Origin of the sequence: Streptomyces sp. NPDC047072, assembly GCF_040643855.1 — a bacterium.
Lineage (GTDB): Bacteria > Actinomycetota > Actinomycetes > Streptomycetales > Streptomycetaceae > Streptomyces.
Map to the genome: position 1 here is coordinate 1 of NZ_JBEYVC010000109.1, position 11,977 is coordinate 11,977.

General features: G+C 70.2%; 11 protein-coding genes and 1 pseudogene. 7 read left to right on the forward strand and 5 right to left on the reverse strand.

Annotated features, from left to right (window positions below; all coding sequences use genetic code 11):
* Window positions 1-853 (reverse strand): annotated as a pseudogene (locus ABZ896_RS34395) (hypothetical protein); the annotation flags it as partial.
* Between the two features lie 126 nt (window positions 854-979).
* Between ABZ896_RS34395 and ABZ896_RS34400 the strand changes: the two are divergent.
* The 6 genes from ABZ896_RS34400 (at window position 980) to ABZ896_RS34425 (ending at window position 6,596) form a co-directional block, all read left to right on the forward strand.
* A complete protein-coding gene (locus ABZ896_RS34400) occupies window positions 980-2,377 on the forward strand; it encodes an aldehyde dehydrogenase family protein (RefSeq protein WP_360937651.1) in 1,398 nt (465 codons plus the stop codon).
* A 17-nt stretch (window positions 2,378-2,394) separates the two neighbouring features.
* The gene (locus tag ABZ896_RS34405; protein WP_360937654.1) at window positions 2,395-2,805 is read left to right on the forward strand and encodes a carboxymuconolactone decarboxylase family protein; all 411 of its coding nucleotides are present in this window, start codon (window positions 2,395-2,397) and stop codon (window positions 2,803-2,805) included.
* On the forward strand, window positions 2,802-3,674 hold the full coding sequence (locus tag ABZ896_RS34410) for an NAD(P)-dependent oxidoreductase (RefSeq protein WP_360937657.1): 873 nt from the start codon (window positions 2,802-2,804) through the stop codon (window positions 3,672-3,674). Before ABZ896_RS34405 ends, ABZ896_RS34410 begins: the two co-directional genes overlap by 4 nt.
* Window positions 3,675-3,739: 65 nt before the next feature.
* On the forward strand, window positions 3,740-5,008 hold the full coding sequence (locus ABZ896_RS34415; RefSeq protein ID WP_360937660.1) for an aromatic ring-hydroxylating dioxygenase subunit alpha: 1,269 nt from the start codon (window positions 3,740-3,742) through the stop codon (window positions 5,006-5,008).
* 14 nt (window positions 5,009-5,022) lie between these two features.
* Window positions 5,023-5,352 (forward strand): hypothetical protein, encoded by a 330-nt coding sequence (locus tag ABZ896_RS34420; protein ID WP_360937663.1) that lies wholly within the window; start codon window positions 5,023-5,025, stop codon window positions 5,350-5,352.
* The gene (locus ABZ896_RS34425) at window positions 5,352-6,596 is read left to right on the forward strand and encodes an amidohydrolase family protein (protein ID WP_360937666.1); all 1,245 of its coding nucleotides are present in this window, start codon (window positions 5,352-5,354) and stop codon (window positions 6,594-6,596) included. Before ABZ896_RS34420 ends, ABZ896_RS34425 begins: the two co-directional genes overlap by 1 nt.
* Window positions 6,597-6,675: 79 nt before the next feature.
* Here ABZ896_RS34425 and ABZ896_RS34430 read toward each other — a convergent pair whose 3' ends face one another.
* On the reverse strand, window positions 6,676-7,455 hold the full coding sequence (locus ABZ896_RS34430; protein ID WP_360937669.1) for an SDR family oxidoreductase: 780 nt from the start codon (window positions 7,453-7,455) through the stop codon (window positions 6,676-6,678).
* A gap of 6 nt (window positions 7,456-7,461) precedes the next feature.
* A complete protein-coding gene (locus ABZ896_RS34435) occupies window positions 7,462-8,934 on the reverse strand; it encodes a fatty acid--CoA ligase family protein (RefSeq protein ID WP_360937672.1) in 1,473 nt (490 codons plus the stop codon).
* A 73-nt stretch (window positions 8,935-9,007) separates the two neighbouring features.
* Here ABZ896_RS34435 and ABZ896_RS34440 point away from each other — a divergent pair, with 73 nt between their 5' ends.
* Window positions 9,008-10,174, forward strand: coding sequence for an acyl-CoA dehydrogenase family protein (locus ABZ896_RS34440; RefSeq protein ID WP_360937675.1), 1,167 nt, complete (start codon window positions 9,008-9,010; stop codon window positions 10,172-10,174).
* A gap of 21 nt (window positions 10,175-10,195) precedes the next feature.
* On the opposite strand, the gene ABZ896_RS34445 is transcribed toward ABZ896_RS34440, so the two are convergent.
* The gene (locus tag ABZ896_RS34445) at window positions 10,196-11,152 is read right to left on the reverse strand and encodes an electron transfer flavoprotein subunit alpha/FixB family protein (protein WP_360937678.1); all 957 of its coding nucleotides are present in this window, start codon (window positions 11,150-11,152) and stop codon (window positions 10,196-10,198) included.
* 36 nt (window positions 11,153-11,188) lie between these two features.
* Window positions 11,189-11,974 (reverse strand): electron transfer flavoprotein subunit beta/FixA family protein, encoded by a 786-nt coding sequence (locus ABZ896_RS34450; RefSeq protein WP_360937681.1) that lies wholly within the window; start codon window positions 11,972-11,974, stop codon window positions 11,189-11,191.
* Window positions 11,975-11,977: the final 3 nt, after the last annotated feature.

Genomic DNA, 11,977 nt, shown 5'->3' on the forward strand with positions numbered 1-11,977 from the left:
CGTCTGGTCCTGCACCGAGTGGTCGACCGTGTCGGAGGCGACGACCGTGCCGTCGCTGTCCCGCGTGTAGACCCGGGAGGTCTCGGCGCCGGTCTGCGAAGAGGTTGGTGGCGACCCGTACGACGTCGGCGACCTCGGGGGTGGAGTCGTCGGGGAAGGTCGCGGTCGCGAGGCCGGTGAGGACGTCGGCGCGCGGTTCCCGGCGGCGCTCCTCGATGTACGTCGCGAAACGGCCGTAGAGGAATTCGAGCGGGGAGTGGTGCATGCCGTCGTCGCCGGTGCTGCCGACCCCGGCCTCGGTGCGCGGCCGGTTCTGGAGCCGGTCCATGAACTCCTCGCGGTCCTCCTCGGGCACGCCGAGCAGGTCGGCGATGACGAGGAGGGTGAAGGGACCGGCGAAGCCGCCGATGAACTCCCCTTCGCCCGCGGCGAGATAGCGGTCCAGGAGCCCGTCGGCGAGGTGCCACATCGACGCCTCGTTCTCCTTGAGGCGCTTCGGGGTGATCAGCCGCATCAGCAGGGCGCGGTGGTCGGTGTGGACCGGCGGGTCGAGCGTGGGCAACTGGTCGCTCATGGGGAGCTCGTGCCGGTGTTCCTCGATGAGCGCGCTCACGTCGTCGCCCTCCAGCGGCACCGGGAACCCGGGGAAGGGCCCGCTCACCGAGAGGCACGAGGAGAAGGTGTCGCTGTCGTTGTAGACCTGCACCGCCTCGTCGTACCCCGTCACCATCACCACGTCGTGATGGGGCTCGCGCCGCACGGGGCACTGCCCGCGCAGGGCGTCGAAGTACGGGTACGGGTCCGCGACGAGCCGTTCGTCCCGGAAGAAGTCGATGGTCTCGAAGTCGTCCACGGTCTGCTGAGCTCCCTCCGGTCAGCGGCCTGACGACCACGGACGGTAGCACAATTCTCCGTTCTCTGGAATCTTGGATGTACGTTTATGAGAGCGTCATTCTCGCTTCTGGGACGGAGGTCTCGCATGCGTCACGGCCACTGGATCGGGGGCCGGGCCGAGGAGCCCGCGAACCGCTCCTACCTGCCCACCCTCGACCCCGCGACCGGGCTGCCGGGCGACGAGGTCGCGGCCGGTTCGGCGCCCGACGTGGACCGGGCGGTGGCGGCCGCCGAGGGGGCCTGGCGGGAGTGGTCGCGCCGCTCCGCCGCCGACCGCTCCGAGGCGCTGCACCGCGTCGCCGACGCCATGGCCGCCCACGCCGACGCACTGATCGACCTGGAGCGCGCCTGCACCGGCAAGGTGCCGGCCCAACTCCGCCTGGAGGTCGACATGTCGGTCTCCTACTTCCGCTACTACGCGGGGATCCTGCGCGCCCACCACGGCCGCACCGTCGACCAGGGCGCCGGCCACCACACCTACACCCGGCTCGAACCGTACGGCGTGGTCGCCGTCATCACCCCCTGGAACCTCCCCCTCAACCAGGCCTGCCGGGCGAGCGCTCCCGCCCTCGCCGCCGGCAACGCGGTCGTCGCCAAGCCCTCCGAACTCACCTCCGCCTCGACCCTGATGCTCGCCCGCCTCGCCACCGAATCCGGCCTGCTCGACGGCCTGTTGAACGTCGTCACCGGCACCGGGCTCGACGTCGGCACCCCGCTCGCCGTCCACCCCGACGTCCGGCGCATCGCCTTCACCGGCTCCGTCGTCACCGGCCGCCACCTCGCCACGATCGCCGCCGACCGGATCGTCCCGGCCACCCTCGAACTCGGCGGCAAGTCACCCCTGTTGGTCTTCGCGGACGCCGACCTCGACCGCGCCGTGGCGGCCGCGGTGTCCGCCGTCACCGCCAACGCCGGACAGGTCTGCTCCGCCACGACCCGGCTCCTGGTCGAGGCCCCGGTGCACGACGAGGTGGTCGCGCGCGTGGTCGAGGCGCTCGAACTCCTCAAGCCCGGCGTCGACTTCGGCCCGATGATCACCGAGGCGCAGTACCGCAAGGTGCTGGACCACTTCGCGACGGCCGGCGCGGTGCCGGTCACCGGCGGCACGGCGTACGACGACCTCCCGGGCCTGTACGTCCGGCCCACCGTCTACGCCGGGGTCGACCCGCGCCTGCGCATCGCCCGCGAGGAGGTCTTCGGACCGGTCCTCGTCACCCTCCCCTTCACCGGCGAGGCCGAAGCTCTCGCCCTCGCCAACGACACCGAGTACGGCCTGGTCGCCGCCGTCTGGAGCGGAGACATCGCCCGCGCCCTGCGGCTCGCCGAACGGATCGAGGCCGGTCAGATCGCGGTGAACGGCGGCGCGCTCGGCATCGAGACACCGTTCGGCGGCTTCAAACAGAGCGGCTACGGGCGCGAGAAGGGCATCGAGGCCCTCCACGAGTACGCCCGCACGAAGACCGTCAGCCTCTCACTCCACTGATCCGCACCGGGAGATCCATGAAAGACACCGATGAGCTGCGTGCCGCGCGCGACATGCGCCGGGCGGTGCTCGGCGACACCTACGTCGACGCCCAGACAACCGATCCCGGACTCGACCCCGAACCCGAAGTCCCCTCCGTCGCCGCCGAGTTCCAGGACTACCTCACCACCACCGCCTGGGGCGTCTGGGCCCGCGGTGGCGCCCTCAGCCCCCGCGACCGCAGCCTCCTGGTGCTCGCGATGACCGCCGCCCTCGGCCGCATGGAGGAGTTCCGTCTCCACCTGGACGGCGCCCCGCGCATCGGCGTCACCGACGCCGAGGTCGACGAACTCCTCTTCCAGATCGCCGCCTACTGCGGAGCCCCCGCCGGCAGCGCGGCCCGCCGCTCGGTCAGGTCCGTCCGCGCACAGAGGGGAGACGCCGGGTGATCGGCTTCGTCGGACTCGGCAACATGGGCGCGGTCCTGGCGGCCAACCTCGTCGGCACGGGTCACAAGGTCGTCGCGTACGACGTCCAGGGCCCGGCACGACTCCCCGAGGGCGCCGAGTACGTCCCCTCCGTGGGCGAAGTCGCCCGCCGTACCGAGGTGTTGGTGCTGAGCCTCCCTGACGGCACCGTGTCCGAGCAGGTGGCCCGGGAGGTCCTGGCCGCCGCCGACCGCCGGACCCGGTGTGTCGTCGACACCTCCACCGTGGGCGTGGCCGCGGCCCGGACGATCGCCGCGCTGCTGGCCGAGGACGGGGTCGGCCATGTCGACGCGCCGGTCTCGGGAGGCCCCGCCGGAGCCCGCGCCCGCACCTTGACGGTGATGTACGCGGGGGAGGACGAGTCCTGTGCCCGGGCCGAGGACGTGCTCGCCGGACTGAGCGACCGCTGCCGCAGGGTGGGAGACCGTTCCGGGACGGCCCAGGCCCTCAAGCTGGCCAACAACTTCCTGGCCGCCACCGCCCTGGCCGCCACGAGTGAGGCCGTCTCCTTCGGACTCGCGGCCGGCCTCGATCTGGCGACGATGCTCGACGTCCTCAACGCCTCCAGCGGCCGCAACGCCGCCACGCAGGACAAGTTCCCCCAGCACGTCCTCACCGGCCGCTACGCCGCCGGCTTCACCAACTCCCTGATGGCGAAGGACGTACGCCTCTATCTGCGCGAGGTCGGCGAGCTGCGCGGACCGGCGGCGCTCGGACGGCCGGTGGCGGCCGTCTGGGAGGACTTCGCGACGGCCGAACCCGGGGCGGACTTCACCCGGATCTTCCCGTTCACGGACGGATTCTTGACGCCCGATCGCGAGCGAGAATAGCATTCTCATACGGAGAGACTGAGATTATCGCATCCTCCGTACAGCCGACTGGAGGACCACACCCCATGGCGCACTTCAAGAAGCCCGACGAGGGCAGCTGGACCGAACACCTCAAGATCGGGACCGAGCCGGTCTCCTACGAGGACTCGATCTCGCCCGACCACTACGAGCTGGAGCGGGAGGCCATCTTCAAGAAGACCTGGCTGAACGTCGGCCGGATCGAGCAACTCCCCAAGCGGGGCTCCTTCTTCACCAAGGAGCTGGACGCGGCGGGCACCTCGGTGATCGTGGCGCGGGGCACCGACGACGAGGTGCGGGCCTTCCACAACGTGTGCCGGCACCGTGGCAACAAGCTCGTGTGGAACGACTTCCCGCGCGAGGAGACCAGCGGGGTGTGCCGCCAGTTCACCTGCAAGTACCACGCCTGGCGCTACGACCTGGAGGGCAAGCTCGCCTTCGTCCAGCAGGAGCAGGAGTTCTTCGACCTCGACAAGTCGAAGTACGGCCTCAACCAGGTGCAGACGGACGTGTGGGAGGGGTTCGTCTTCGTCAACCTCGACCCCGACAACTCCACTCCCCTGCGGGAGTACCTGGGCGAGTTCGCCAAGGGCATCGAGGGCTATCCGTTCCACAAGATGACCCAGGCCCACAAGTACCGGGCCGAGATCGGCGCCAACTGGAAGCTGTTCATCGACGCGTTCGCCGAGTTCTACCACGCGCCGATCCTGCACGCGGGCCAGTACGTCTCCGACGAGGCCCGCAAGATCCAGAAGTACGGCTACGAAGCCCTGCACTACGACATCGACGGCCCGCACAGCATGGTGTCCTCCTGGGGAGGCATCGCCCCGCCGCACGACCGCGCGATGGTCAAGCCCATCGAAGGCGCCCTGCGCAGCGGCCTGTTCGGGCCCTGGGAGTTCCCCGACATCGGCGTGGCCACCGAGGACCTGCCCCCGGCCATCAACCCGACGCGCGACCCGCGCTGGGGCATGGACTCCTTCGTCTTCTTCCCCAACTTCATGCTGCTGGTCTGGCGGCCGAACTGGGTGCTGACGTACCACTACTGGCCGACGGCCTACAACTCCCACATCTTCGAGGCCACTTGCTACTTCGTGCCGCCGGAGAACGCCTTCCAGCGGCTCCAGCAGGAGCTGGCCGTCGTCTCCTTCAAGGAGTACGGCCTCCAGGACGGCAACACCCTGGAGGCGACCCAGACCATGCTCGAGTCGCGCGCGGTCACGGAGTTCCCGCTCAACGACCAGGAAGTGCTGCTCCGGCATCTGCACAGCACCGCCCGTCAGTACGTCCGCGACCACACGCAGCACGCGTCCTGAACCGAGGAGGACCCATGGCCCCTGTGTTCCCACCCGACTTCGCCGCCCTGGAGCCCTTCGCCGACTGGGCCGTCCCGACCGAGAAAGCCCGCTACGCCAAGCGGATCGCCTCCACGATGGACGAACTCGACGCCTTCTACGCCGCGGCCTTCCCGCTGCTGGCCAACGGCACCGCGTACCTCCAGCAGGTGTCCATGGAGGACATCTCCGAGGAGGACAAGCATCTGCTGTGGGCGTTCTGCGCCCTGGTGACCATCGCCTTCCCGGTCGAGGCCTGGCGCCAGCCCAAGGTGCCCGACACGGGGGCGGCGAGCATCGACGCCGTCGTGGAACCGGCCGTCTGATGCCCCGCCCACGCGAGCCGCAGCCGCCCGTCCATCTCCGCGCCGCCCGCATGCTCGACGTGACGAAGGGCGAACTCGTCGAGCCCGGCGGGCTGTTGATCGTAGGCGAGCACATCGCGGAGGTCGCACCGGCCTCCGTCCCACCGGACGCCGTGGAGATCGACCTCGGTGACGTCACCCTCCTGCCCGGCCTGATGGACATGGAGGTGAACCTGCTGCTGGGCGGCCCGGACCACCGCAGCCCCCTGAACCCGGTACAGGACGATCCAGCCGTCCGCACGCTACGGGCGGTCGCCAACGCCCGCCGGACACTGAGGGCCGGCTTCACGACCGTACGCAACCTCGGCCTGTTCGTGCAGACGGGCGGCCTGCTGCTGGACGTGGCACTCCAGAAGGCCATCGACCACGGCTGGATCGAGGGACCGCGGGTGGTGCCCGCCGGACACGCGATCACCCCCACCGGAGGCCATCTCGACCCCACGATGTTCCAGGCGTTCGCGCCGCACATCATGCCCCTCACCGTCGAGGAGGGGATCGCCAACGGGGTCGACGAGGTCCGCAAGGCCGTGCGCTACCAGATCAAGCACGGGGCACGCGTCATCAAGGTGTGCGCGTCCAACGGCGTGATGTCGCACACCGGTCCCGCCGGGGCACAGCAGTACTCCGACGAGGAGCTGCGCGCCATCACCGACGAGGCGCACCGCGCGGGGCTGAAGGTGGCGGCACACTGCATGGGCGACCGCGCTGTCCGGGCCGCGCTGGCCGCAGGCATCGACTGCATCGAGCACGGCTTCCTGGCGGGCGACGAGACGCTCGACCTGATGGTGGAGCAGGGCACGTTCCTGGTCGCGACGACCTACATAGCCGACGGCATGGACGTCTCGAAGGCGGCCCCGGAACTCCAGGCAAAGGCGGCGGACGTCTTCCCGCGCGCCAAGGCCACGATCCGCCGGGCGATAGAACGCGGAGTCCGAGTCGCCTGCGGCACGGACGCCCCGGCGATCCCCCACGGCCGCAACGCCCGCGAACTGGTGGCCCTGGTAGACCGGGGCATGACCCCCCTGTCGGCCATCCGAGCCGCCACGACAGTCGCAGCAGATCTGATCGACAAGGACGACAGGGGCCGCCTGGAGCCGGGCCTCCTGGCAGACGTCATCGCGGTCCCGGGCAACCCCCTCACCGACATCACGGTCACGGAAGACGTCCGTTTCGTAATGAAGGGCGGCCAGGTGTTCCACCCCTAGGGGCGCGGGGAACGGCGCGACAAGCCACGACGAGCCCGCACTCGCCAGGCTGCCGCAGCCCCCGCCCCTTTGGGCGTTCTCACACCTTCCGAGTAATGCCCCCGTCCACCCGGACGATCGCCCCGGTGGTGAAACTCGACGCCTCACTCGCGAAGTGCAGCGCCAGCGGAGCCACATCATCAGGCCGCCCCACCCGCCCCAGCGGAACGAACGACGCGTCGAAGTCCTCGGCACCCCAAGCCTGGTGAGCATCCGTCAGCACCGGCCCCGGCAGGATCGCGTTCACGCGGACCTTCGGTGCGTACGCCTCCGCCAACCCCACCGTCAGCGCGTTGAGGCCCGCCTTCGCGCAGGCGTACGGGAGTTCGTGGACGCTGGCCAGCAGAGAGCCCGCCGTGCCGATGTTGATGATCGAGCCGCCGTCGTGTTCGGACATGTGCTTCGCCGCCAGGACCGCCAGGCGGAACGGTCCCTTGAGGTTCACGGCGAGTGTCTTGTCGTAGAGCTCCTCGCTGACCGTGTCGAGGCTGTCGTACAGCGGTGATATCCCCGCGTTGTTGACGAGCACGTCGAGCCGGCCGAACACGCGGAGCGTCTCGGCGACCAGGCTCTCGCAGTCCTCCCAGCGCCCGACATGGCAGGCGACCCCCACGGCCCGCCGCCCCGTCGACGCCCGCACCTCCTCGGCCACCGCCTCGCACGCCTCGACCTTGCGCGAGGCGACCACGACATCCGCCCCGGCCTCCGCCAGCGTCTGCACGATCGACCGCCCGATCCCGCGCGAACCCCCGGTGACCACCGCCACCTTGCCCGTCAGATCGTGCAGCTTCGAAAAGGAAGTCGCCGTGAACGAAGTCATCCGCGTTCAGCCTTTCGCCTCGGTCGTCAGCAGCCGGCGTCGCAGCAGCTTCCCGGTGGGTGTGTACGGCAGTTCGGAGAGGAAGGCGACCGTGTCGGGCGTCCTGGAGCCCCGCAACCGCCCCCGCACCCACTCCCGCAGAGACTCGGCGTCGACCGAAACCCCCTCGTGCAGGACGACGAACGCGGCGATCCGCTCGCCCCACTCCTCGTCCGGCACCCCCACGACCGCCGCCTCCCGCACCGCCGCATGCCTCAGGAGTACGTCCTCGATCTCGGCCGGAGCGATGTTCTCGCCGCCCCGGATGATGGTGTCGTCGGCCCGCCCCGAGACGAACAGATAGCCGTCGTCGTCGAAGTGGGCCAAGTCCCGGGTGTGGAACCAGCCGTCCGCGTCGAGCAGGGCGGCGGCCCCCTTGTACTCACCGGAGACCTGCGGCCCACGCACCCACAACTCGCCGGGTGCGCCCGGCTCTTGAGCACCCCGGATCTCCGCCTCCACCCCGGGGACCATCCGCCCCGCCGACCCCAACCGCGCCCGCACCGCCGGATCGTCCGACATCAGCGCCGCCCGATGGTCCTCCGGACCCAGCAACGCGATCGTGGAACTGGTCTCCGTCAGCCCGTACGCGTTGGTGAACCCGGTGTCCGGGAACGCCCGCAGCGCCGCCTCCAGCACCGTCCCCGGCATCCGCGCACCACCGTACGCCAGCGACCGCAGCGTCGGCACCGACGCCGGCCGCCCGTCCAGGTGCTCCACGATCCGCGCCAGCATCGTCGGCACCACCATCGCCGAGGTGACCTCCTCGGACCGCACCAGCCCCAGCCACGCCTCCGGATCGAAGGCACCGAGATGCACCATCCGGCGCCCGGCGTACAGATTGCTGAGCACCGACCCCACCCCGGCCACGTGATACGGCGGCACGCTGGTCAGGACCGCGTCGGAAGGGTCCGCCGAGGCGAACTCCACGGTCTGGAGGATGTAGCTGGACAGATGCCGGTGACGAAGGACGGCTGCCTTGGGCGCCGCCGTCGTCCCGCTGGTGAAGAGCAGCACGGCGGGCTCGTCGGGCGAGGCCTCCAGACCGGAGGCCGGCTCGACGGCCAGGGCCTCCTTCAGGAGAGCCTCGGGGGTGCGTACGTCGAACCCCTCGAACCCGGCCGTGAACGCCTCGTCCGCAACCACCAACGGTTTTTCGGTGTGAGCGAGCAGCGAAGTCAACGCATCCGCGGACAGGCGGTAGTTGACCGGCACCAGCGGCACACCCGCCAGCGCCGCACCGAACAACATCACAGGAAAAGCCGGACCGTTGAGCCCGGCGAACACCAACTCCCTGGCGCCACAGGCGCGGACGACGGCCGCGACCCCCGCCGCCGTCCGGTGCAGCAGCGCACAGGTCATGCCGGAGTCACGGGGGCCGATCGCCACCCGGTCGGGGTCACCGGCCGCGGCCATGTCGAGCAGCGTCGCGATGTTCAAGGCGGTCTTCCTTTCTCGGCGGACGCGAACGCTATTCTACGTACAGGGAAACCCCATTCTCCAGGGAGTCGCCGTGGATTTCGAGTTGACCGAGCAGCAGGAGGACATCCGCGCGGGCGTCCGCGACCTCGCCGCCTCCTTCGGCCCCGACTACTGGGCCGGGCAGGACGAACGCGCCGAGTTCCCCTGGAGCTTCTACGACGCCTTCGCCAAGGCCGGCTGGCTCGGGATCGCCGTCCCCGACGAGTACGGCGGCGGGGGACTCGGCGTCCTGGAGGCCTCGCTGCTCCTCGAAGAGGTGGCCGCCTCGGGCGCCGGCATGAACGGGTGCAGCACCATGCACCTGACGATCTTCGGCCTCAACGTCCTCGCCCGGCACGGCAGCGAGCAACTCCGCCGCGAGGTCCTCCCGCACGCGGCCTCCGGCGACCTGCACGTCTGCTTCGGCGTCACCGAGCCCGACGCGGGCACCGACACCACCAGCATCTCCACCTTCGCCCGCCGCGACGGCGACCACTACGTCATCGACGGGCGCAAGATCTGGATCACCAAGGCCGGCGACTCCCAGAAGATGGTGCTCCTCGCCCGTACCACCCCGCGCGACCAGGTCGACAAGCCCACCAAGGGCATCTCCGTCTTCCTCGTCGACGTCGACCGCACCGCCATGGACATCCGGCCGATCCCCAAGATGGGCCGCAACGCCGTCGCCTCCAACCAGATCTTCATCGACGGTCTACGCGTCCCGGCGAGCGCCCGGATAGGGGAGGAGGGCGAGGGCTTCCGCTACCTCCTCGACGGCCTCAACCCCGAGCGCATCCTGCTCGCCCACGAAGCCCTCGGCCTCGGCCGGGCCGCCCTCGACGCGGCCACCCGCTACGCCCGCGAGCGCGTGGTCTTCGGCCGCCCGATCGGCCAGAACCAGGGCATCGCCTTCCCGCTCGCCGAGGCCCTCACCCGCCTCGACGCGGCCCGCCTCATGGCCCGCAACGCCGCCTGGCGCTACGACCGCGGACTGGAGTGCGGCCGCGAGGCCAACATGGCCAAGTTCCTCTGCGCCGACGCCGGTTTCCAGGCCGCCGACCGGGCCGTACAGACCCTCGGCGGCATGGGCTACGCCCGCGAGTACCACGTCGAGCGCTACTTCCGGGAGTCCCGGCTGCTCAGACTCGCCCCGATCAGCCAGGAGATGGTCCTCAACTACGTCTCCCAGCACGTGCTGGGGCTGCCCAGGTCGTACTGAACGGGCAGCCCCTCAACGCGTCTATCCCTTGCGGGTGTTGATCTCCTCGGTGAGCTGGGGGACGACGTCGAAGAGGTCGCCGACGACGCCGTAGTCGACGAGGTCGAAGATCGGGGCCTCGGCGTCCTTGTTGACGGCGACGATCGTCTTCGAGGTCTGCATGCCGGCGCGGTGCTGGATGGCGCCGGAGATGCCGTTGGCGATGTAGAGCTGCGGCGAGACGGACTTGCCGGTCTGGCCGACCTGGTTGGTGTGCGGGTACCAGCCCGCGTCCACCGCGGCGCGTGAAGCACCGACCGCCGCACCCAGGGAGTCCGCGAGCGCTTCTACGACCGTGAAGTCGGCGTTGACGCCACGGCCGCCGGAGACCACGATCGCGGCCTCGGTCAGCTCCGGGCGCCCGGTCGACTCACGGGGAGTACGGCCGGTCACCTTGGTGCCGGTGGCGAGCGGACCGAAGGTCACGCTCAGTTCGGAGACCGTACCGGCGGCCGGGGCGGGTTCCACGGCGGCCGAGTTGGGCTTGATCGTGATGACCGGAGTGCCCTTGGAGACACGGGCCTTGGTGGTGAAGGAGGCGGCGAACACGGACTGGGTCGCCACCGGGCCCTCGTCGCCGGCCTCCAGGTCGACGGCGTCCGTGATGATTCCGGAGCCGATCCGCAGCGCGAGGCGGGCGGCGATCTCCTTGCCCTCGGCGGAGGAGGGGACCAGGACAGCGGCCGGGGAGACTTCGGCAACCGCGGCCTGGAGGGCGTCCACCTTCGGGACGACCAGGTAGTCGGCGTACTCGGAGGCGTCGTGCGTGAGGACGCGGACCGCGCCATGCTCGGCGAGCGCGGACGCCGTGTCGGCAGCTCCCGCACCCAGCGCCACAGCCACCGGCTCACCGATGCGGCGCGCGAGCGTCAGCAGTTCCAGCGTGGGCTTGCGGACGGCACCGTCCACGTGGTCGACGTAGACCAGAACTTCTGCCATGGGAAAGCAACTCCTGTGGGATCAAAGGCGGTTGGATCAGATGAACTTCTGGCTTGCGAGGAACTCCGCGAGCTGCTTGCCGCCCTCACCCTCGTCCTTGACGATCGTGCCCGCGGTACGAGCCGGACGCGCGGCCGCGGAGTCCACGGCAGTCCAGGCACCCTCCAGCCCGACCTCCTCCGCGGAGATCTCCAGGTCGGACAGATCCCACGACTCCACCGGCTTCTTCTTCGCCGCCATGATCCCCTTGAAGGAGGGGTAACGGGCCTCGCCGGACTGGTCGGTCACCGACACGACGGCCGGCAGCGAAGCCTCCAGCTGCTCGGAAGCCGCGTCCCCGTCCCGACGGCCCTTCACCACCCCGTCCTCGACCGAGACCTCGGAGAGCAGCGTCACCTGCGGCACCCCCAACCGCTCGGCGACCAGCGCCGGTACGACCCCCATCGTGCCGTCCGTGGACGCCATCCCGGAGATCACCAGGTCGTAGCCGGCCTTCTCGATCGCCTTGGCCAGCACCAGCGAGGTGCCGATGGCGTCCGTGCCGTGCAGGTCGTCGTCCTCGACGTGGATCGCCTTGTCGGCGCCCATGGAGAGCGCCTTGCGCAGCGCGTCCTTCGCGTCCTCCGGCCCCACCGTCAGCACGGTGATCTCGGCGTCGTCCGCGTCGTCGGCGATCTGGAGCGCCTGCTCGACCGCGTACTCGTCCAGCTCGGACAGCAGACCGTCCACGTCGTCCCGGTCGACGGTCAGGTCATCGGCGAAATGCCGGTCGCCCGTGGCGTCGGGCACGTACTTCACGGTGACAACGATCCTCAGACTCACGGT

Excerpts from the sequence above, each read along its gene's own strand:
- ABZ896_RS34415 (WP_360937660.1), top strand. The coding sequence starts at position 3,740 with ATGGCGCACTTCAAGAAGCCCGACGAGGGCAGCTGGACCGAACACCTC.
- ABZ896_RS34425 (WP_360937666.1), top strand. The coding sequence starts at position 5,352 with ATGCCCCGCCCACGCGAGCCGCAGCCGCCCGTCCATCTCCGCGCCGCC.
- ABZ896_RS34445 (WP_360937678.1), bottom strand. The coding sequence starts at position 11,152 with ATGGCAGAAGTTCTGGTCTACGTCGACCACGTGGACGGTGCCGTCCGC.
- ABZ896_RS34430 (WP_360937669.1), bottom strand. The coding sequence starts at position 7,455 with ATGACTTCGTTCACGGCGACTTCCTTTTCGAAGCTGCACGATCTGACG.
- ABZ896_RS34405 (WP_360937654.1), top strand. The coding sequence starts at position 2,395 with ATGAAAGACACCGATGAGCTGCGTGCCGCGCGCGACATGCGCCGGGCG.
- ABZ896_RS34420 (WP_360937663.1), top strand. The coding sequence starts at position 5,023 with ATGGCCCCTGTGTTCCCACCCGACTTCGCCGCCCTGGAGCCCTTCGCC.
- ABZ896_RS34400 (WP_360937651.1), top strand. The coding sequence starts at position 980 with ATGCGTCACGGCCACTGGATCGGGGGCCGGGCCGAGGAGCCCGCGAAC.